This is a genomic window from Bacillus sp. UNC322MFChir4.1, from assembly GCF_000746135.1.
Taxonomy (GTDB): Bacteria; Bacillota; Bacilli; order Bacillales; family Bacillaceae_G; genus Bacillus_A.
The window spans coordinates 59,207-81,631 of sequence record NZ_KN050813.1; the positions used below are offsets into that span (position 1 = coordinate 59,207).

The following is a 22,425-nucleotide window of genomic DNA, read 5'->3' on the forward strand; positions in this document are numbered from 1 at the left end:
ATACTTCCATTCGTACAAGAGCTTCTTAAAGCAGTAATATAAGTTCATTAATACAAACCAAAGCTAAATTGATATACATACTAGAGGAGGAAATCTTATGGCAATCGCAATGGCAGTTTTATCATTCTTAGGTGGAGTAATTCCATTAGTAGCAGAACTATTAAAAGCAGTAATGTAAATTCATTATTCCGCAATTATTTATAAAAACTATCATACAAATGATCTGTATATCAAATATGAATTGTTGTGCAGATCATTTGTGTGAGCAAAGTCCCTTTAGATATTACAAACAAGAAAGCTGGCTCTTATGAGTCGGCTTTTTTACTGCTTTCTTTTTTAGGTAATCGATGGGTTGTTGTAATCTTGATAGTTCACTTTCTTATATAAAGACTGTACTTTTGTATTGGCGTACGACCCGCATTTTAACGAAAATATACGCTAAGCAAGATTCGGCATGAAAAAGAGTTGATTTTACTAATCTAAGAACATTACCTAATCTCAAAAACGTCGATAGGTATTTAATAGTAATACATTTCAACATAAAATAAGATAAAAAAAGCTTAAATGGTGTTTCAAAACTTATCTTTAAATTAATATCAAAATTGAAATCATACTATTGTCTTGTGAAAATCTTTTAGCGTATAAAAACATTAAAATGTACATGCTACTCCTGTTTAAATTTCTGTTCAATCTTATTGTGTACGGATTCGATTTTTTCAGGCAACACAAATAAATATTCGATAAGTACTTCTAATAGTTCTGTTAATAAAGCTACTGCTTCATCATCAATTTCCTGTTTCAATTCAAGCATTTCATAAAAAGGGCTTTCCGGATGAACGAGAAGGCCAAAATCTTGAAGCTGTTTAGTTAAATCGATATACTTTGGCAATTGTTCAAATTGCTCGGAAAGAAACTGTCCGTTACTTTCTTCTCCAAGAAAATGTTTGAGGACACTTTCAAGAACTCGTTTTGACAGTACTGCAGTAGCAGAATTATCCTTTGACTGACTGACATTTACAGCAGATCGGTATGCCCTAACAAGTTCTATAGGGATACGTCTATTGCGTTCAAGCTGTTCCAAGGGATTTCTTAAATCTGAAGGACTATATATATACACTTCTAATTCTTTATTCATTCGATTCGAATCACCATTAAACATAATCACAAATTCTGATGGCTTTTTACATTCAAGACAAAGCCCTTCTGCGAATAATCCTCTTTTTGTAACTTGGTAAAAATTCGTTTTTAACTTAAACTCACCCGATTTACCACATTTAGGACACTCGCTTTTGACATCTTTTGGAACCTTTAAATATCCATACTGTGTATAAGATAAAATGGCCCCCGGCAATATTTTCCTCATTTAAACCTCCTAAAAATTCAGCCCTAATTTGTAACTTACATAAATATTTCTGATAACTATTTAGTCACATTATGAAGATATAAGATGGTTAGAAAAATTCACTAAAAAGTATATTTACTTGTTTTATCACAAGATTTAATAGTATTGCACATGTTTGTGTTGTACTCAAAAAAAAATAGACCGAATTTCCGCCTATGAAACAACTGAACGAAAGGTATAACTTAGTTGTTATTATTTGCATATAGTTCATAATTGACATTGCAAATTTTTTAATTTATACAGAAAGTATAAATTAAAAAATTACAATTACAATCAGAAATATATGGATATGGTGTTTTTTATTGGTATATCATCACCATAAGCGCCCACATTTTAACAAACATGTGAGCAAAGCCCCCTTATACTTAAACCACTAATAAGTGATCGTACTCCCCATATATAAAGACTAGGAAATGCTTCCTAGTCCTCATCTTTCACATCCATATCTTCTGGAATTGGTTCATTTAATATTTCTTCTACTAACCTTTTGTACTTCTCCATTTGTTCTAAATGTGTATTAAACTGCTCTTTATTCAATAAATACTGCTCTCCGTCATGAACAGCACGTATGCGTTTTTGTTGAATTAAGCTTTCGATATACGATTCGGGCATACTTAAAAATTCAGCTGCTTCCTTTACCGTTAAATACAATATGTTCAGTCCCTTCTTACTAATAAAAGGAGTAAATAAAATTACTCCTTTTATGAATCGATTCAATTTCTATCCATGTCAACTTTACCACATACATTGTATATTGAGGAGCTAGTCATATGAAAACTTATTTTTGACCGTACGTCTCAAATTTTTCCGCTAATACACGCAACTCTTCTTCCGGCAATAGTTGTGGCTCTCCGATGCATTTCGTTTGATAATAAATTTGTGCACAAAACTCGATCTCTTCAGCAACTGTAAACGCCATTTTCATGTTATGTCCACCTGCAATTAATCCATGATTCGCAAGTAACACAGCACGGCGATCGATCATTCCTTCATAAGCTGCTTCTGCCAATTCTTTCGTCCCAAACGTTGCATACGGAGCACAACGTACATTCGGCCCGGCAAAGGCTATTAAATAAGAAACGGCAGGAAGACCCCAACCTAATGATGCAATTGTTTTTGCATAAGGAGAATGTGTATGCACAAGAGCATTTATATCAACTCTTTTTCGATAAAAAATGAGATGCATATCAAGTTCACTAGATGGTTTTCTTGTTCCTTCAACAATATCACCATCTAAATTTAATACGACCACATCTTCAGGCGTTGTTTCAAAATAATCTAATCCGCTTGGGCTCATTGCTACAAGGCCTTGTTCACGGTTAAAAATACTAATGTTACCGCCTGTCCCCTTTGTTAGACCACTTGTAATTAATTTCTTTCCATACTCTACAATTTCTTCTCTCTCTTTTTGTAGTAACATATACTATGTACCCTCCCCGGCAAAATGCTTCTCTATAATGACCACTGCTCCATCGTTATTATCATTCCTAATTACTGAAATAGCTTTTCTAAATTCGCTGCAAACGGCGGGCGTACAATCCCCTTTTCTGTAATAATTGCCGTAATATTCTCATGCGGCGTTACATCAAACGCTGGGTTATACACCTTGCTATTTTGCGGTGCTGAATATTGCCCAAAACGATTAATGACTTCAGACGCATCACGTTCTTCAATTGGAATCTCTTTTCCCGTTGGCGTTTTTAAATCAATTGTTGGTGTCGGCGCTGCTACATAAAACGGGATGTTATAGTACTTTGCTAAAATAGACACACCTAACGTTCCAATTTTGTTGGCCACATCACCATTTGCTGCCACGCGGTCACAGCCAACAATGACTGCATCAATTTTCCCTTGTGACATGACCATCGCTGCCATGTTATCTGTAATAACTGTCACATCAATGCCAGCTCGCTGCAGCTCCAATGCCGTTAATGTAGATCCTTGTAATCTCGGACGCGTCTCATCCGAATAAATTTTTAAATCCCAGCCTTTTTCTTTTGCCAAATACATCGGCGCTGTTGCTGTTCCATATTTTGTTGTCGCCAAAGCACCGGCATTACAATGCGTTAACACACCCATCCCATCTTGGAATAACGTAAGGGCATGCTCACCAATTTGACGATTAATCTCCTCGTCTTCTCTATGAATCATTATTGCTTCTTCTAACAATCTCTGTTTTAAATCGTTAATCGATAAATGAGCATGTTCCTTTGCTGTATTCTCCATTCTCTCAAGCGCCCAAAATAAATTTACAGCTGTCGGTCTTGAAGTCGCCAAATACGCACATACCTTTTGCACTTTATTAATAAACAATTCCAGCGAATCTTCTTGCACGTCTTTTACCCCTAAATACACACCGTAAGCTGCTGAAACTCCAATCGCTGGTGCACCGCGTACCTTCATGACTTGAATCGCATCCCATACACTCTCTGCTGCCTCAAAAGATTCATAGACAACTTCATTTGGTAATAGCGTCTGATCTAATAAAACTAAAGCATCATCTTTCCATTGAATCGGTATTAATTGTTCAGACATGATCTTCTCCCCTTATTTTGCGCTAAGTGACAACGCTTCTGCTTTTAATGTTTGTAAAAAATCATTTCCTGTTTGATGCGTATTTGCTTGTAAAATAAACGACTTTGCCGCTTGTAAACAAATACGTTCTGCTCTAGCGCGAGCTTCTTCATCGGGAATGGATGTAATATCTTTCACCTTTGCTAATCCAACAATACGGCGAATCAATTCAAGACCAGTAACAGACGCTGTATCTTTTAATACAGACTGTAAATACCAACGATTAAACCCTTCCTCTTTCGCCATAATGTCTGTAACGTGAACATCCCATGCTTCTAAAAACTTCGTAGAAAATAGATCAATTACATCGATAATGGTATTCTCCAACCAGTTCACATACATATCTTTCTCTACTCCTGAAACCATTGTCGCATCTGCATTAGCCCAGGCAAATATTAAATTTGCCACAACGTTTCCAATGTCATATCCCATCGGTCCGTAAAACGCAAATTCTGGATCAATTACCTTTGTAGAATCTTCTCTTACAAACAAAGATCCAGTATGTAAATCGCCATGTAATAACGCTTGTGCATTTGTCATAAACGAAAACTTTAACTTCGCCGCTTCAGTGCGAAGCTCATGATCGCCATATATATGTTCTCGAATCCAGCCTTCATTTACAGAAAACAATTCATTTCGTTTGTTGTGATCTGTAAATGGCTCAGAAAACACGAGGTCCTCTGTAATTTCACATAACTCTGGATTGATATAATTTTTTACAAGCTCTTTCTTTTCTTTATGATTCATGACCACATCCGATGTGAATAGTAATGTGTTTACCAGAAAGGTTGTTAAATCTTCTGCAAGTTTAGGAAAGGTTTGATGATTTATAAGCGCAGTCCGTAGAATTGTATGATCTGACAAGTCTTCCATCACGCAGCAATTCATGACATCATCATACAAATACGCATCCGGTACAAGGCGTGGTGCTAGCTCCCCCTCTAACTGCAACACATCTGACTCAATCCGAATCCGATTTGTAGATAACTTAAACTCATCTGAAATACGCGCCGTATCTCCTGCCTGCTTTACAATAACAGAAGTTCCCCTTTCTTCATCCCAAACGCGAAACACATAATTTAAATTACCGTCACCAATTTCCTTACACTGCAAACGCTGTGCATCCTCGAACATTGATAATTTTTCCATTACATACGGTATAACATCACTAGCTTCCATCAAAAAATACTTCGTGAACTTAGACATGGTTTCTCCCTCCACACTAAATGTAAGCGTTTTCTAAAAGCCTTAAAAATGATAGATGTAATTTTTCTTAGATTACAATTTGTTTGAAACAAATATCTAGTTTTTATTATAGCTTGTTGGGAATATGAGTCAAACATTCTCCCTATGAAAAAAGAGCGGCCTACGCCACTCTTTCAAATTAATAGACTTAAAGTTACTTCATCAACCCTAGCAGTCTAGGTATTAACGATTCACCTGTGCATTGTTTAATAACTCAATCATCTCACCTAACATTTCTTCTGTAAATGCACCTGCGCTAAAGTTCACTAGTGCCCGTAATGGCATATAGTTCAGCATAGCATCCATCAATTCGGAGGCATCATTATCCCCTTCCGTCACATTAGCAAGTGGATTACCTTCTAATGCCTTTACCATAAGCTCTTTTGCAATAGGTGCTAAAATTGGGTCTGCAAACAAGTCTCCAAGTAACGTATTACGGTGTACTGATTTTTGAATGAAAACAGTTGATTCAACATAAATGCTGTCATGCAGGACAATCTCTTTTGAAGACTTTCCTACTAAAATTTCAAACTCACCTGTTTCAACATGCCAGTCTTTCAATTCAACGTTATAATAAGCAAATGATCTTTTATCTAACGTAAAGGCAACCGTTTTTTCTTCTCCTGGTTGTAATTCCACTTTTTCAAAGCCTTTCAACTCTTTCTCAGGACGGATCACACTGCTTTCCACATCTTTTATATAAAGCTGAACAATTTCTTTCCCTGCTGCATTGCCAATATTTTTCACGTTTACACGAACAGAAACAGTCTCTGTATCTTCAATTTTTTTCTTATCAATTGAAAGATTACTATACGCAAAGGTTGTATAGCTTAATCCAAAGCCAAATGGGAACAATGGTTCAACGTTTTTCATATCATAATAACGGTATCCGACGAACACGCCTTCTTTATATTCCACTTTGTCACCTTCACCAGGGAAGTTTAAGTAAGAAGGATTATCGCTTAGGGCTTTTGGGAATGTTTCCGCTAATTTCCCACTTGGATTCGCGTCGCCAAATAATAAATCCGCAATCGCTCCGCCTAGCGCTTGCCCACCTAAATAGCCTTCAAGTATTCCTTTTACTTTACCTATCCATGGCATTTCAATTGGAGCACCGTTACTTAAAACGACGACAATATTACTTTGAACTTCTGCAACGGCTTCAATTAATTGCACATAATTTTCTGGCATCTGTAAATGCTTTCTATCATATCCTTCCGATTCATAACGATCCGGAAGTCCAACGAAAAGAATTGCTGTATCTGCTCTAGCTGCGACTTCTTTTGCCTCATTGATCATGTTTTCATCTACAACATCGCTCGCAAGATCATAGCCCCCGGCAAATAATACGTTTGTATTTTTACCCGATACAGTTTCAATTTCTTCAAGAATACTTTCCAGTTTTGTTGGATTAATATGGGAGCTGCCGCCGCCTTGATAGCGAGGTGCCTTGGCAAATCCTCCAATCACAGCTACCGTTCCTTCTTTTTTCAATGGTAGGATTTGGTCTTCATTCTTTAACAACACCATGCTTTCACGTGCGACTTCTCTTGCAAGCTGATGGTGCGCATCCTTACTATATACAGCATTTTCCCGTTTGTTATCAGCGGCTTTAAAAATAATGTTAAGAAGACGTTCTACTGCTTGATCAAGCTTTTCTACAGCTAACTCACCGCAGTTAACTGCATCAATAATCTTCTTCTCACCGATTCCAAAACTTGAAGGCATTTCTAGTTCCAAACCGTTCGCTAAACTCGCAACGCGCTCATTTACTGCACCCCAGTCAGAAACGACAAACCCTTCAAATCCCCATTCATCCTTTAAAATATCATTTAACAAATCCTTATTTTCCGAAGCATATTCACCATTCACCTTGTTATAAGCACTCATTACTGTCCATGGCTGTGCCTCCTTAACAGCACCTTCAAAACTAGCAAGATAGATTTCACGCAATGTTCTCTCATCAACAACTGCATCCGTCGACATTCTGCGATGCTCCTGATTATTAGCCGCGAAATGTTTTAATGATGTTCCAACCCCTTGGCTTTGTACACCGTTAATATGATTTGCAGCTATTTGAGATGATAAATAAGGGTCCTCTGAAAAATATTCAAAGTTTCTTCCGCATAGCGGCGAACGCTTAATGTTTGCACCAGGTCCAAGGAGAACACCGACATTCTCAGCCTGACATTCCTCTCCTAATGCAACTCCTACTTGTTTTATTAATTCTTTATTCCATGTACTCGCTAATCCTACTGCTGATGGGAAACAAGTAGCTGGGACACTATTATAAATCCCTAAGTGATCCGCTCCCTCTGCTTGTTTTCTAAGCCCGTGCGGTCCATCAGTTACCATAATTGATGGTATTCCTAATCGCTCAATCCCTTTTGTATTCCAAAAATCTAATCCCGAACATAAACTCGCCTTTTCTTCTAGCGTCATTTGTGAAATAATTTGCTTAACATCTCTTTTCATGATAATCCTCCTAATCAAAAGATTAATTAGTAAGCGCTTTCTTTAATCTATTATAATTTTTATTTTTTTGATATTATGGTATTTTTTTTAGAATAATTGTAAAAATTTTAGCTGATGTTATGTAAGTTTTAATGAATAGAGGTTAAAATCATGAATGTTTCCAAACTAGAGGATTTAAATTATATTTGTAAGCTAATCTTTGATATGCATAAAATACCTATCTTTTTTATTGATAACAAGGGAGATTTAGTATTTGAACTCTCCCGCAATTTCCAGCATAATCCCTTGTATTCTTCAAAAGAAGAGGTATTCCGTCAACTATTTAGAGAGGAAAACTTCTATCGCTTTCCAGTACTAAGGGAGACCTCCTGCCTTGAAAACTTTTTCTCGATTCACTTGCGTTCAGATGACCAATTTATTGGGAACATCATTGTCGGACCTGTCCTTTATTCCAGGCTATCAGAAGTATCAATTAAAGGAATCATCAATGATCTTCATCTAAAAATAAACAAAGATGAAATGGTTCGCTATTATCACTCTCTCCCAATTGTAAGCAATTTAAATTTTTTAAATGTGAGCATGGTTCTTTATTACATGCTGTATCAGCAAAAATTAGACATGGTTGATATCCTGCAAAAAAATATACTGCTAGAAAATGAAAAGTTTGAAATAGAACAGCCTGCTATACATATATCGGAGCAACGTCAAAATCTATTGACTCATATCGATCCACTTGCTGAGAAGAAAATCTTTGCGTGTATTAAAGAAGGGAAAAAGGATGATTTAATTAAAAATCTAAGGGGATTATCTGAAGCAGGGAATCTGGGGGTGTTATCGAAAACGAGTCACCTGCGCAGCCAAAAAAATTCCGCCATCGCAGCGATTACACTTGCAACTAGAGCTGCCGTAGATGGTGGGCTATTCCCGGAAATCGCCTATACCCTTAGTGACTTACTCATCCAAAACCTCGAAGAAATAAAAGAAAACAAAGCAATTACTCCATTTTTAGAGAATGCTTTACTTGATTTCTCAGAACGAGTAAAAAACGGGAAGATGCAAAAGTATTCCAGACCAATAAGCGCATGCCAAAATTATATATTCACTCATCTATACGAGGATATTACACTTTCTCATTTAGCGAAAATAGCTGCGCTAAATCCTAGTTATCTATCCGTTCTTTTCAAAAAAGAAGTAGGGATTTCTCCAAGCGAATATATTCAGCGTGCCAAAATAGATGAAGCAAAAAGCTTAATAACCTATACAAAACATTCTTTATCCGAAATTTCTACACTATTAAACTTTCATGACCAAAGTCATTTTACGAAAGTCTTTAAAAAATATACTGGTGTTTCGCCTAAACAATTTCGAAATGAATGTGTTAATTAGTTTAGAAAAGTTGAACATTTCCCTTGACAAAATAAAGACTTTTATATGATAATTAATATCGAATTAGAATTATTATAGTTAATAAAAACTTTTCTTTATGAGCAAAATAGTTTTTGTTGCTCATAACCCAAATTGAGGAGGAATTTTAATATGTTATTAATCGGCACAGAAGTAAAACCGTTTAAAGCTAATGCTTACCATAATGGAGAGTTTATCCAAGTTACTGATGAAAGTTTCAAAGGAAAATGGAGCGTAGTTTGTTTCTACCCAGCAGACTTCACATTCGTATGCCCAACTGAACTAGAAGATTTACAAAACCAATATGCAACTTTAAAAGAATTAGGCGTTGAAGTATATTCTGTATCTACAGACACTCACTTTACACATAAAGCATGGCATGATAGCTCAGAAACTATCGGCAAAATCGAATACATTATGATTGGTGACCCTACTCGCACAATCACTAGCAACTTCGACGTATTAGTTGCAGAAGAAGGTCTTGCAGCTCGTGCTACATTCATCATCGACCCAGACGGTATTATCCAATCTGTTGAGATTAATGCAGACGGTATCGGCCGCGATGCAAGCATCCTTGTTAACAAAATTAAAGCTGCACAATATGTTCGCAACAATCCAGGTGAAGTTTGCCCAGCTAAATGGCAAGAAGGTTCTGCAACACTTAAACCAAGCCTTGACCTTGTAGGCAAAATTTAAGGAGTGTAATCAAAATGATACTAGATGCAGATATAAAAGCACAATTAGCCCAGTATCTTCAACTGATGGAAAGCGATGTACTACTTAAAGTTAGCGCAGGATCCGATGACGTATCGAAAGACATGCTAGCTCTAGTAGATGAATTAGCTACAATGTCATCCAAAATTAAGGTAGAGAAAGCACAATTGGAGAGAACACCAAGCTTTAGTGTGAATCGTATCGGCGAAGACACTGGAGTAACGTTTGCTGGTATCCCTCTAGGACATGAATTTACCTCATTAGTTTTAGCTTTACTACAAGTTAGTGGCAGAGCTCCAAAAGTTGAACAAAAAGTAATTGATCAAGTAAAAAATATTCAAGGCGAATATCATTTTGAATCTTACATCAGCCTAAGCTGTCATAACTGCCCTGATGTTGTGCAAGCACTAAACTTAATGAGCGTTCTGAATCCTGGTATTACACATACTATGATTGACGGCGCTGCATTTAAAGAAGAGGTAGAAAGCAAAGACATCATGGCAGTACCATCTGTTTTCTTAAACGGTGAATTCTTAAGCAGCGGTCGTATGACACTTGAAGAAATTCTTGCTAAGATGGGTAACGGTCCTGATGTATCAGAGCTTTCTGATAAAGATCCATACGATGTTCTTGTTGTTGGCGGCGGTCCAGCTGGTGCAAGTGCAGCCATTTACGCAGCACGTAAAGGCATTCGCACAGGTATCGTTGCGGAACGCTTCGGCGGTCAAGTAATGGATACTATGGGCATTGAGAACTTTATCAGCGTAAAACACACTGAAGGTCCTAAGCTAGTAGCAAGCCTTGAAGAACACGTAAAAGAGTACAACATCGATGTTATGAATCTACAACGTGCAAAACGTTTAGAGAAGAAAGAACTTATTGAAGTGGAACTTGAAAACGGCGCTGTTCTAAAAAGTAAGAGCGTAATCATTTCAACAGGTGCTCGTTGGCGCAATGTTGGCGTACCAGGTGAAGCTGAGTTCAAAAACAAAGGTGTAGCATACTGCCCTCACTGTGACGGTCCATTATTCACTGGAAAACACGTAGCAGTAATCGGCGGTGGTAACTCTGGTGTTGAAGCAGCAATCGATTTAGCCGGTATCGTAAAACACGTAACTGTTCTTGAATTTATGCCAGAACTAAAAGCTGATGCTGTATTACAAGAACGCCTTCACAGCCTACCGAACGTAACAGTTCTAAAGAACGTACAAACAAAAGAAATCACTGGTACTGACAAAGTAGACGGTATTTCTTACATCGATCGTGAAACTGAAGAAGTTCATCACATTGAACTTCAAGGTGTATTCGTTCAAATCGGTCTTGTACCAAACACAGATTGGTTAGGCGACACTGTTGAACGTAATCGTGGTGAAATCGTTACAGATAAACACGGTGCTACAAACGTACCAGGAGTATTTGCTGCAGGTGACTGTACAAATAGTCCATATAAGCAAATCATTATTTCAATGGGATCAGGTGCAAATGCAGCTTTAGGTGCATTTGATTATCTAATCCGAAATTAATCAGTAACAAGCTAAAAAAGAAAGCCGCTGTGCTACCTAATTGGTAGTGTAGTAGCTTTCTTTTTTCCGTTATCGACCGTTCTTTGCAATATATCGGCGCTTCGACGATATTCAACATATAAGTAGTCTCCATCAACCGCTTGTTTGCGGTTTCCTATACAGTTTCCAGTACCTTTTCAAGCATTGTTCCATTTTTAGCAAAATTCGTATGCCAAGAAAAAGCCTTTTCTAAAACATGAGGAGTTTGTCCACCTCTTGTTTGTGCTTCTTGGTAGTAAGCTCTTAGCTGCTCACGATACATTGGATGTACGCAATTCTCAATAATTAGTTCCACTCTTTCCCTTGGCGCTAGTCCTCTTAAATCAGCATATCCCTGTTCAGTGACGATCACATCGACATCGTGTTCCGTATGGTCTACATGCGAAACGAAAGGAACGATACTTGAAATGTTACCACCTTTCGCAATCGACTTAGTCACAAAAATAGCTAAGCGTGCATTTCTTGCAAAATCACCAGAACCACCGATACCGTTCATCATTTTTGTACCTAAAACGTGAGTAGAGTTAACATTTCCGTATATATCTAACTCTAAAGCAGTATTAATCGAGATTAATCCAAGACGACGAATGATTTCAGGATGATTGGAAATCTCTTGCGGGCGCATCATTAATTTGTCGCGATATTTTTCAAAGTTAGAAAATACTTGTTGCATTTTCTCTTCAGAAAGCGTGATGGAGCAACAGGAAGCAAAATTGACTTTCCCGGCATCCATAAGATCAAACACCGCATCCTGTAATACTTCAGAATACACTTCTAAACCTTCAAACTCCGAATCTAACATTCCATGCAGCACCGCATTGGCCACTGAACCAATTCCCGATTGTAATGGCGCTAAACTATTCGTTAATCGGCCTACTTCTACTTCTTTTCGAAGGAACTCTATTAAATGCTGTGCCATAATAACAGTTTCTTCATCTGGAGGAACAATCGTCGATGGCGAATCTAGCTGGTTCGTAAACACAATACCCTTCACTTTTTCAACGTCAATCGGAATACCGATCGTTCCAATTCGATCATCCGATTTAGCGAGCGGAATTGGAAGCCTTTCCCCTTGTTTCCCTGGCTCATATAAATCATGAAGCCCTTCTAGTTGTGTAGATTGAGCCATATTCATTTCAATAATAATCGACTTAGCATTTAAGGCAAACGCTAAGGAATTTCCAATTGAAGTGGTTGGAATAATCATTCCGTCCTCAGTTATTGCAACCGCTTCCAAAATAGCAACATCTATATCCATAACGTCAGCGCGAAGTAACTCTGCTGTATGAGACAAGTGCTGATCCACAAATAAAAAGTCTCCATTATTAATTCCTTTTCGCATAGTCGGATCGGCTTGGAAAGGCAATCTTTTTCCTAAAATTCCTGCCTCAGCAAATAATTTATCTACATCCGAGCCTAAAGAAGCTCCAGTATAAACATTTACTTTAAAAGCTTTATCATCCTTAACGCGATTCACAAGCGCAAATGGGACTGCCTTCACATCACCTGCACGTGTAAACCCACTTAACCCTAACGTCATTCCACTTTGAATCCAGGAAGCTGCTTCTTCAGGTGTAACGACTCGGTCCTTTAGACGATGGTCCCTGATTCTCTCTAATTTATTCTCCATAATGTAATCCCTCTCTTAATGAATATTCATAATTATTTTACACATTAACACTATCAAAATAGGGATTTTGGTATACGATACGAAAAATTCAGATAAAAGAGAGAATTTAGGTTCTAAAACAGAAAATCTAAAATCCTAGAAGCTTCCGAAAATAACTGGCGTATGATTGACTAACTGGTACCCTCTCACCATTATCCATCGATAGTAAAAAAGTAGAATGGGTATCAGGGTAAATCGCTTTAATATGATTAACATTTACAATAAATGAGCGGTGGCATCTAATAAACGAATCCTTCGGAAGCAAATATTCGAATTCTTGCAGAGAGTATTTATGTGTTCCTGATAACGTTTCTGAATTCACATACGTCTTTTTATCTTTGGCTTCTAAATAAATAACCTTTGAAAAAGGAATCGGAACCCAGCCGTCCGTTGTTTTTAAAGTAACGACCGACTTTCCATCCGTTAAAGCTGGATAAATTGCCGTCACACACCCCTCAAGCTCTCCGTTATTAAAAAGGGGAACAGCCATTCCATGATAAGGAACGCCAAAAACATCCCGGTTAATAAACTCAGAAACCTTTTGCTTTGTCACGATCGCTTTATGGGCAATCGTCCCTTCCTTTATAGGATCCCCAACGCTAATCTTTAAATCAATTCGTTTACTTGGCCGATAGTAGATATATTCTTTTGTATTCGAAACAGCTATTGAAATTTCATCTGAAAATAATTCACCAACGACATCTAGTAGTAAGCCTAATGTTATATCTTTCATACTATTAACACCTCATCCATTATTATACTACTATTATTAACACCAAACCGTACTGATTCTGATAGAAAAGTAATAAATTTCCTAATCAAAAAGAAATTCAACAGTGATGACGCTTACAAACAGTACAAAAAATATAGAAATTATGTGTTCAAATATTTTTTTCATATAAAGTTCGTTCCTGCGATCTCACAGTGAGAGTGTAGGAACAAGAAGAAGTGAATTATTAATATTAAGTAGTTCGGATAACGTGGAGAAAAGGCTAAATCACGGTATAAATGACATGTGATTTAGCGACATAGCTAACAATATAATTAGCACACAAAAAAAGCTTCGGAGTAGTCCAAAGCTTTTTAACATTATTATGTAGTTCTTTTGAATTAAACCACTCGTTGAAGAATCACATTGTATTCAGCAATCGTACAAGATAAATACAGTAAGCTAAACCATATCAATGGGAGAAACTAAACTTAGAATCATATTCAAACTCCATAATGTATCATGTATTTCTGCCCTTCTGTTGCCTGTACAATTTTTGATGCCAATTCATTAAGTTCATCAGAATTTTTAAAGTACCTTGAAGATGTAACTACTTCATAAAACATTGATAACGACTCAGGTGGAATAATTGTGATACCCCAATAAGCTAAGCCACATTCTGGGCGCTTGAATGAATGAAAGTAGGTTTTCATGATTGATAAATGTTCATTCAAACTGCTGATAATATCATCATCAACAGAAACACAATGGTATTTCTCTGGAGTATAATCATTATAATTTCCTTGATGGTCGAAATCATCAATTATTCCAAAATCATGAACACAAGCCATCCTTATCACCCTTTCATTAGAAATAACTTAGCAATTAACACGACACTCCAAATAATGGAAATATCTATTGTCACGTTATTATTTATTTTCTTTAAAAACACTGTTATATCAACAAAAAAGCATAACAGTTCATATGTTAATTGATATGCTAATTCGTAAACTATTTCCAATACTTATCCACGAAAACGGAACTATTTAAATTAACATGCCACCCTTCTTTTTTATTTACATCTCACCCCATTACATCATACCGCTCTACTGTAATAGGGATTAGGTATTTATTTTTAAATCTCATTTACTTGTGATACGGTTCTCCATGATTAATCTAAGTGAGGCTCATTAAATTAAGGTTTTTATCGGAGTAAACGTCTGTTCTTCTATTTTGACATACCACTATTTATGAATCGCAGTTAGTTATTTATTCCTCAACATCTCAGCAAGTTCATATAATGGATTGTGCTGCTGAATGCGATAGTGACGTCCTTCCTTTTGCAAATACCCTTTTTCGCAAAATTGTGCAAGCACATGCAATAAATGTCGATAGGAGACGCCTAAAAAATCACAAACAGTTACGTGTTTCTCCTTATAGACCTCTTCATCCGAGGTTTGCAAAATAAAATCCGCAAGCCGGTTTTCAAGTGGGAAGGCGAGACTATACGAATACTTTGCAGCCATTTGTGTTGCTTTTATACTTAAAAACTTGGTTAGTTCACGTAGAAATTTTGCATCTTCTAACATTTGTGCATAGCAGCAATGAAAAGGAAGCGCAAAGCAAATGATCTTAGTGGAGGTTTGAATCCCTTTTGTATAGTACACCTCATTTAATAATTCCATTTCTCCAATATAATCATTCGCATTGATAAAATTAATTAAGGAAACTTTTCCATTTTGATGCGTTACGTAAATTTTTGCTTTTCCTTCAATAACATAAAATAAAAAATCCGGTCGCATGCCTTCTTGAATAATCCATTCATCACGTTTATATTCATGCACTTCTATAAACTCTTCAATCGAGAAAGAAAATAAATGCGCAATGGAGTATTCATTCAAATATCTTTGCCTTTTCTCATTTTTATAAATTTCCATAATCCACCCCAAAAATATGAGATATCTCATATTATTGTACGTTTCTCCATGTTATCATGCAAACAATGAGGAGGATACAGAATGAACACACAACGCTGGATGAGTATACAATTTTTTAGTTTTTATATGACATGGGGCATTTTTCTACCCTATTGGACAGGATGGATGATTCATACAAAAGGGCTTACGCTTTCACAAGCTAGTTTGATTATGAGCTTAGGTTTGGTTGCAAGAGGCCTTTCTACATTAATCGCATTTCCTTATTTATCGAGGAAATTTAGTAGTAAAACCTTATTAAATGGGATGGCAATCGGCACACTAATTGCTATTCTGTGTTGTATTCCAGCGAGTTCCTTTGTTAGCTTACTTGTGGTAACGTTACTTTTGAATTTTATTTACCCAGCGTTGATGCCTGCTTTAGATAGCGTAGCTGGCGTACTTGCGCAAAGTAATCAATTAAGACATTATGGGAAGAGCCGCTCGTGGGGATCCATTGGGTTTGTCGTGGCAGGTATGATCTTAACCATATTTACAGGGGCGTTTGGGGATGAAGTGATTTTATGGGCGCTGTTACTCGGCACATTGGTATTCGTGTGTCTTGGTTTTATGCGTGCACCCGTTGTTTTATCCGAAAAACCGCAAGCGGATCAAACGAAAAAAGGCGGTATGCTGAAATTATTTCGCATCAAAAACTTTGGTTTGGTGCTCGTCATTGTGATTTTACTGCAAGCGGCACACGCTTCTTATTACAGCTATGGCTATATTTTTTTACAAGATATTCACGCTCCCAAATATTTAATTGGAGTGATTATTAACCTTGCCGTAATCGCAGAAATTATTTTCTTCTCAATCGCAGATCAGAGCTTTCATAAATTTTCAGTAGGCTCCTTACTGACACTAGCGGCACTTGGTTCATCCGTACGTTGGATATTAGTATTTGCCTTTCCAAATGTTATTGTTTTCTGTATCGCGCAAACATTGCATGCATGCTCATTTGCAATGGGGCATTATGCCTTTATGAAATATTTAATCAAAAACCTTCCACATGCGCAGATTCCAAAAGCACAAGGCATGTATTCAGCACTGGCACTTAGCTGGAGTACTGCGGTGTTCACGATGTTCGGCGGTTATTTATACGAAATCGAGCCAAGATACGCATTTATCGGGATGATTATTTGTACCATACCGTCGATGCTGCTTGCGCTTGTTTATCGGAAATTGGAACATAAAAAGAAAGCAGCAGTTTTTATTTAGTTTGTTTATTTAAGAGACCAGACGAAGTGAAATTGATCTTATATGCCGCGCAAATCTTCGGATATGCAAACAGCGTTTTCACTTCTCCTAATGCTTAAGATCATTGTAGAGCATTAGGTAATACTGGGTTATTATAAAGCAGGCTTGTCCATTTTGGACAAGCCTATTAACTTACCATCAATTTTATCCCGCTATTCGCGGGCAGTAAGACCCCCATACCAGCACGCGACCTCATTTACTTATGATAAGATTCACCGTAACAAATCTACATGAGGTAATTTAGACAAGAAAAAAAGTGAAGCCATATTGTGCTCCACTTCAATCTTTATCTTTTTGAATTTTAAGGCTAACTTATTTTCTTTTGTTTCTGCTTTTCTATATCATGTACTTTTTCATACTTGCTATACATTAACCATGCAACAACTGAGAAAATAACGGGTCCAGCTACACTCCAAATGGTTGTTTGCATATCCCCTTCTAAAGCTGGCTGTATGATACTAAAGAAATTTGCAATTCCAACTGTTAGAACAACAATCCATGTCCAAAGATTTGCGCTCAATTGCGTTTTATATACGATAAACGGCTTATTGATTTCCACTTTTTTCTTAAAATACGGGAATGCAAGTGCTATAAATACATACGGTATTGTCATAGCCACGTTAGTCATCGAAACGAGTATGTTAAAGAATGCGGCCATTGTGCTTCCACCGAAAGCGATTAGTGCAATCATTACACAAACAATAGCAGCTTGAATCCACATAGCATTCACAGGCAGCCCATTCTTTGTTTCACCGATTTTCCCGGGCCACAATCTCTTAGGTGTTCCTTCAATCATCTGTTTTAACGGTGAAAACATCAAGGTAAAGAACGCACCGGACAGTGCCAGAAACATTGAAAGTCCAATGTATCTGGCAACCCCAAATCCCAAAGCCGCAGCTGTAGCATGGCTTGCTCCAAAGGCGGTACCTATTGAGTATCCTAAATTGGCCATAACTATATAACTTGCGTTTCCTAGGTTAACATTCGCAATACCCATTACAGATGCCCAGTTTGTGAATATTCCAATTAATAGTATTCCTAATGAATACCCTACAGAGATTATGGCTGCAGATAAAAGAATTCCTTTCGGAAACGTTTTTTCTGGATTTTCTGTTACATCCACTAAACCGCCTACTGCTTCAAGTCCACCATAAGCGAAGAGGGCATATACTACAAATGCTAACGAAGCAATAATATCTCCTGCATATTTAGGATTTGGTGTTTGAGTAAACGAATGTAACCCTGTAATCGGCTGCGCCAAATGTCCATGATTACCTATAAGTACTACTATTGCACCAACCCAAAGAAATACATTCAATAACAAGACTGCAGTACCACCTAAAGAGGTTACTTTTTTAATTTTATCCAGACCCTTAGTTGATGTATAGGTTACTATAAGAATCCATACAATTCCTAAAATCCCCAGAACCTGAGGTCCTCGAAGATTAAATAAAGTCCAGTTTTGTGTTGTATCTTGTCCAAAGATAGCATTTGACACCGGAACCCACATACCGGATGCGACATTGACCATCCAAGTTATATAAGAAAAATACCACATGAACGTTCCTATAAATGCAAATTTTGGACCGATGGATTTTTCCATCCATGAGTAGATACCACCCTTTTCTTCTTTAAAGGCGGAACCAAATTCAGCTACCATTAATGCAAAAGGAACAAAGAAAGTTATGGCTGAAAATATGTACCAAGGAATAGCGGCATAACCCATCTTATAAAATGATCTTGGAATGTTGTTGAATCCATAAACAGAAGTAAAAATCATTAACACTAGGGATACTAAAGTCAACTTTTTGGTTATGCTTGTGTTTGACACACATTTCCCCCCTAATTATAGTTATCATATAACTTCAACACGGAATGTTTATTTCGTATAATCATACTTAATCCTACATTTTAAAAAATAGAGTAGCATTTCCAACCAACGTAAATAAACGATACAATCGCTTTCTTTTCTTGCTTTTTTATTATATCCAAATTGTACTATAGCTACTATAATCCACTGTTACAATCATATGAACATATTCTAATACTATTAACCTCCCCGAATTCCTTTACATAGGCTTAGCATTTTTTAATTCAACAATGATTTTAGTTTTCCTATTCTTCTCATCTTGACGTTGAAACTAATCAATAAAAAAACCTTATTTACTTATGGTAAGGTTCACCGTAACGCATCTAAATGAGGTTTAACCTTTTTTTACTAAAATGAATTTACTAGAAATTCAATAAAGAACAGTACTGATAAAAATGCTATTACCCTTTAAAAGTATTTCCGACATTCAGAAACCTTTATCTTTTCTGGGTGTGCGAAAATAAGGGGCAACTGGTAAATGGCACTGCTTATGGACAGTATAGGAATAATCTCTCTTGTAAACCTTCTAAGACTTCTTTTGGCACTTCCCTGATCTTGATATCCCCACCTAAAAAAAGGATCCAATTTGTTATTTCGGTCAATTCTTCAGGATTATTAACATTGATAAATGTCTTTAAAATGGCTGTAATTTGGTAAGGATTCGTATAGGAAATTGAAATTTTTAAAGGATGATATTTTTTGAACTGGGCAATCGCCTTTGGACCAAGTTCAAGGACAAGGTTGATTACTTCTTCCCGCTTACTTAATTTTTCTAAAATCTTTTTCTTACTTAATCTTTTTTTCGTAGGATATGGTTTGACATTGATGAGATTGTCGACAGAAAAAATCTGTATCTTTTCTTCCTTTAAGTCAAAGCCTTCAATTAGCCAAAGGCTTTTTTCACGATAAAGGTGCAAGAGATAAATTGGATAAGACTTTATTATCTTCTCTTCTTTGATGGTAATCAATAAATAGCTATCCAAAAGAAGGATTTGGATAAGTTTTTCTAACATAGGATGTGGGAGATCTGACAGATCAAGTAGGTCAGGATTATTTGGGTTGGTCCCTTCAAAAAGCAAGATTTGATTTAAAAGAACAAGGTCATCTTGCTGGTTTTCTGAGATGAGGCCTAGTAATTTTTCAGCTAAAGACTGTCGACTCTTTAGATAAGGGAGTTGTTGATTTCTTGTGGCCATAAAGGCAATAAAAAGAGCTTTAATCTCATTATCGGTAAAGCGAACAGTGGGCAGGACAGAGTTGTTCATGACAAAATAACCCCCAGCCCTTCCAACTTCAGCGATAAGTGGCATCCCCATGGCTTCGATTTCTCTGATATCTCTAATAGCTGTCGAACGAGAGATGTTAAATTCTCGCATGATTTCAGAAATTGTAAAGTGGGCACGGTTGTTGATATACCGCATGATGATATTAATCCGTTCAACTTTTTTCATCGGGACCTCCTAAACGGTATCATTTTTTGACATGATTCAAGGTTATTATAAACTCATCAAGTGAAAAGACAAATCATTTGATTAATTAAAAAAAAAGGAAGTGTTTGAATATGGCAGATTATACATTAGAAGAAAAAGACAGCTTTATCGTTTTAGGTATTGGAATTGAGCTTAAGAGCGATTACACAGACTATGCTGGCATAAACAAGGAAAAGGAAGACTTTTGGTGGGCCGTCAAACAAGATGGAAGACTTGACACTTTAAAATCCATAGCCACAAATGACTACATTTTTGCCGTGAACGAAGCGGTGAATAACAAGATGATGCATTATGCTGGCGTCATGACAGAGGCATCAGTACCAGAAGAATCCAGAGTTATCCAATTCCCTAAAGGGAAATACCTAGTTGTTAAAGGAGAAGGGAAAACGGCTGATGAGTTAAGTAATAAGCTTACTGGCATTGCCTTCGGTCAAGTCTTGCCAGAAGCAAAGAATTTTTCCTATGTTGGTGGGCCAAATACAACGGTTGAGATGGGGCAACGAAACGGATTAGTATTTGGTGAAATGTGGATTCCTGTTGTTAAGAAATAAAGAAATAAAAGGAGAGATGGAAATGTCCTTTATTGTTGATTTTAAAAATGTGTCTACGGTTGGCTTAGAGTCCTCACCTGTATCAGAAGCGCTTGCTGGTTTACGTGCTAATGAAGCCCGTTACTTTATGAACAAATATAAGCATGAATTTACGACTGTACCAGCTAGCGAAAGCCAGGAGACTCTTGATTATGTGAACCGAATTTTGAAAGAAGACCGCGATATTGAGTTTGCGGCCAAACCTTTAGAAACGTCGCGTTTTCAAGTGGAAAATATTAAATTTGCCTACGTCATTTATGAGGATGGTCTTGTGGTCAACGTCATGTATACAGTTGATGTCCCTAAGAAGCGGGCTGTTGGTTTTAAGCTTTCTGAAGGGATGGAGGTACCAAAAGATTTAGAAGGGAAATTTAAGTTTGCTAGGCAGAAGTCTAAACTAGCTGGAACAATTCGGGGCTCGTTTTTTGTAATTAAAGGTGAATATTAAAGTAAGCAAAAACAACCATTCATACAACAAATGTTCATCCAGGCCTTCAAATAACAAAACAGCACCTTTCCATCAAATTAAAGGGTGCTGTTACTTTTTTCGCAAAAACCTCATTTACTTATGATACGGTTTGGCGTAATTAATTTTAACTACTACCCCAAACGATACACCAAAAACCGCTCATTCGAATTACGCTCATACAATCCCGGCAGTCTCACTTCCTCTTTCAATTCAAACGAGGTTTGATTATCTAGAAAATAAATATAATCCTCTGATGGATAATACAAAATCAGTTCTACTTCCCGTTCCACTTGTTCTACCGAAAACAATATATTATTGATCACGTTCATAAACACTTGCACAGAAAACGGATTAAAGAAGTAAAATTTATTATCAAGCGGATCAATCTCATATTCTTGCGCTAAGCAACATTGAAAGTGAATTTTATCTTTACTTTTTTTCTCCTTTTTTACATAGCGATCTCGATTTTCCAGCGCTTCTTGATAGAACGTCTCGTTCATTTCCACCCCTACAACAGACGCATGATAGAAATGATGAATATAGAAATTTAATCGTCCTTTCCCGCATCCAAAATCGACAACCCGGTCACTGCTTTTTAAATCATATTGCGTAAATAATGTTTCAAGTGCGCGATATGGTGTTGGTTCATAACGGTGATAATGCAAGGACTTGTAGAATTCTTTTTGCTCTCCTACTGTTTTTATATTTAACACTGCATCGTAATATTGTTCGTTCATGCTTTCACCCTACTCTCTACGAAAAGAATCTTAATACACTCCAGATCCCTTTCGATTTTATCATATATATAAGAGTTCCAAACCTACACCATATGAAAAAAAGTCCCTTCATAATACGAAAGGGACTTCGCTCACACAAATGATCTGCACAGCAATTCCTCTTTACTATACAGATCATTTGTATGATAATTTTTATAAATAATTGCGAAATAATGAATTTACATTACTGCTTTTAATAGTTCTGCTACTAATGGAATTACTCCACCTAAGAATGATAACACTGCC

The 22,425-nt window shown here is 36.8% G+C and carries 19 protein-coding genes; 6 read left to right on the forward strand and 13 right to left on the reverse strand.

The annotated features are described in order from the left end of the window. Window positions 1-664 precede the first annotated feature (664 nt). From BR72_RS23330 to BR72_RS23355, 6 genes are all read right to left on the reverse strand, one after another. The gene (locus BR72_RS23330; RefSeq protein ID WP_035437695.1) at window positions 665-1,363 is read right to left on the reverse strand and encodes a hypothetical protein; all 699 of its coding nucleotides are present in this window, start codon (window positions 1,361-1,363) and stop codon (window positions 665-667) included. 459 nt (window positions 1,364-1,822) lie between these two features. Continuing rightward, window positions 1,823-2,053 (reverse strand): excisionase family DNA-binding protein, encoded by a 231-nt coding sequence (locus tag BR72_RS23335; protein WP_035437696.1) that lies wholly within the window; start codon window positions 2,051-2,053, stop codon window positions 1,823-1,825. A gap of 127 nt (window positions 2,054-2,180) precedes the next feature. After that, entirely contained in the window at window positions 2,181-2,822 is a 642-nt protein-coding gene (locus BR72_RS23340; RefSeq protein WP_035437698.1) for an L-fuculose-phosphate aldolase, read from the reverse strand. A gap of 71 nt (window positions 2,823-2,893) precedes the next feature. After that, on the reverse strand, window positions 2,894-3,937 hold the full coding sequence (gene mtnA / locus BR72_RS23345) for an S-methyl-5-thioribose-1-phosphate isomerase (protein ID WP_035437699.1): 1,044 nt from the start codon (window positions 3,935-3,937) through the stop codon (window positions 2,894-2,896). Between the two features lie 12 nt (window positions 3,938-3,949). Next, window positions 3,950-5,182 carry an S-methyl-5-thioribose kinase gene (mtnK, locus tag BR72_RS23350; protein ID WP_035437700.1) on the reverse strand — a complete coding sequence of 411 codons (1,233 nt, stop codon included), beginning with the start codon at window positions 5,180-5,182 and terminating at the stop codon, window positions 3,950-3,952. A 222-nt stretch (window positions 5,183-5,404) separates the two neighbouring features. Further along, window positions 5,405-7,696, reverse strand: a complete 2,292-nt coding sequence (locus tag BR72_RS23355; RefSeq protein ID WP_035437701.1) for a glycoside hydrolase family 3 C-terminal domain-containing protein — start codon at window positions 7,694-7,696, stop codon at window positions 5,405-5,407. 150 nt (window positions 7,697-7,846) lie between these two features. On the opposite strand from BR72_RS23355, the gene BR72_RS23360 reads away from it, so the two are divergent. From BR72_RS23360 to ahpF, 3 genes are all read left to right on the forward strand, one after another. After that, on the forward strand, window positions 7,847-9,082 hold the full coding sequence (locus tag BR72_RS23360) for a helix-turn-helix domain-containing protein (protein WP_035437702.1): 1,236 nt from the start codon (window positions 7,847-7,849) through the stop codon (window positions 9,080-9,082). Window positions 9,083-9,232: 150 nt separating this feature from the next. Next, window positions 9,233-9,796 (forward strand): alkyl hydroperoxide reductase subunit C, encoded by a 564-nt coding sequence (ahpC, locus tag BR72_RS23365; protein WP_035437703.1) that lies wholly within the window; start codon window positions 9,233-9,235, stop codon window positions 9,794-9,796. A gap of 14 nt (window positions 9,797-9,810) precedes the next feature. After that, the gene (gene ahpF, locus BR72_RS23370; protein ID WP_035437704.1) at window positions 9,811-11,337 is read left to right on the forward strand and encodes an alkyl hydroperoxide reductase subunit F; all 1,527 of its coding nucleotides are present in this window, start codon (window positions 9,811-9,813) and stop codon (window positions 11,335-11,337) included. Window positions 11,338-11,491: 154 nt separating this feature from the next. Here ahpF and BR72_RS23375 read toward each other — a convergent pair whose 3' ends face one another. From BR72_RS23375 to yeiL, 4 genes are all read right to left on the reverse strand, one after another. Continuing rightward, window positions 11,492-13,006, reverse strand: a complete 1,515-nt coding sequence (locus tag BR72_RS23375) for an acetyl-CoA hydrolase/transferase family protein (RefSeq protein ID WP_035437705.1) — start codon at window positions 13,004-13,006, stop codon at window positions 11,492-11,494. A gap of 127 nt (window positions 13,007-13,133) precedes the next feature. Then, the gene (locus BR72_RS23380) at window positions 13,134-13,778 is read right to left on the reverse strand and encodes a LytTR family DNA-binding domain-containing protein (protein WP_035437707.1); all 645 of its coding nucleotides are present in this window, start codon (window positions 13,776-13,778) and stop codon (window positions 13,134-13,136) included. Window positions 13,779-14,257: 479 nt separating this feature from the next. After that, entirely contained in the window at window positions 14,258-14,605 is a 348-nt protein-coding gene (locus tag BR72_RS23385) for a hypothetical protein (RefSeq protein WP_035437709.1), read from the reverse strand. Window positions 14,606-15,019: 414 nt separating this feature from the next. Then, window positions 15,020-15,691, reverse strand: a complete 672-nt coding sequence (yeiL, locus tag BR72_RS23390) for a transcriptional regulator YeiL (protein WP_035437710.1) — start codon at window positions 15,689-15,691, stop codon at window positions 15,020-15,022. An 81-nt stretch (window positions 15,692-15,772) separates the two neighbouring features. Between yeiL and BR72_RS23395 the strand changes: the two genes are divergently transcribed. Continuing rightward, the gene (locus BR72_RS23395) at window positions 15,773-16,945 is read left to right on the forward strand and encodes an MFS transporter (protein ID WP_035437711.1); all 1,173 of its coding nucleotides are present in this window, start codon (window positions 15,773-15,775) and stop codon (window positions 16,943-16,945) included. A gap of 346 nt (window positions 16,946-17,291) precedes the next feature. On the opposite strand, the gene yjeM is transcribed toward BR72_RS23395, so the two are convergent. Both yjeM and BR72_RS23405 read right to left on the reverse strand, forming a co-directional pair. After that, a complete protein-coding gene (gene yjeM, locus BR72_RS23400) occupies window positions 17,292-18,815 on the reverse strand; it encodes a glutamate/gamma-aminobutyrate family transporter YjeM (RefSeq protein ID WP_035437713.1) in 1,524 nt (507 codons plus the stop codon). Window positions 18,816-19,342: 527 nt separating this feature from the next. Then, a complete protein-coding gene (locus BR72_RS23405; RefSeq protein WP_035437715.1) occupies window positions 19,343-20,305 on the reverse strand; it encodes a helix-turn-helix transcriptional regulator in 963 nt (320 codons plus the stop codon). Between the two features lie 110 nt (window positions 20,306-20,415). Here BR72_RS23405 and BR72_RS23410 point away from each other — a divergent pair, with 110 nt between their 5' ends. Together BR72_RS23410 and BR72_RS23415 are read left to right on the forward strand one after the other, a co-directional pair. Then, window positions 20,416-20,895, forward strand: a complete 480-nt coding sequence (locus BR72_RS23410; protein WP_035437717.1) for a GyrI-like domain-containing protein — start codon at window positions 20,416-20,418, stop codon at window positions 20,893-20,895. A gap of 22 nt (window positions 20,896-20,917) precedes the next feature. Continuing rightward, a complete protein-coding gene (locus tag BR72_RS23415; protein ID WP_035437791.1) occupies window positions 20,918-21,382 on the forward strand; it encodes a hypothetical protein in 465 nt (154 codons plus the stop codon). 152 nt (window positions 21,383-21,534) lie between these two features. Here BR72_RS23415 and BR72_RS23420 read toward each other — a convergent pair whose 3' ends face one another. Beyond that, the gene (locus BR72_RS23420; protein ID WP_035437718.1) at window positions 21,535-22,140 is read right to left on the reverse strand and encodes an SAM-dependent methyltransferase; all 606 of its coding nucleotides are present in this window, start codon (window positions 22,138-22,140) and stop codon (window positions 21,535-21,537) included. Window positions 22,141-22,425 lie beyond the last annotated feature (285 nt).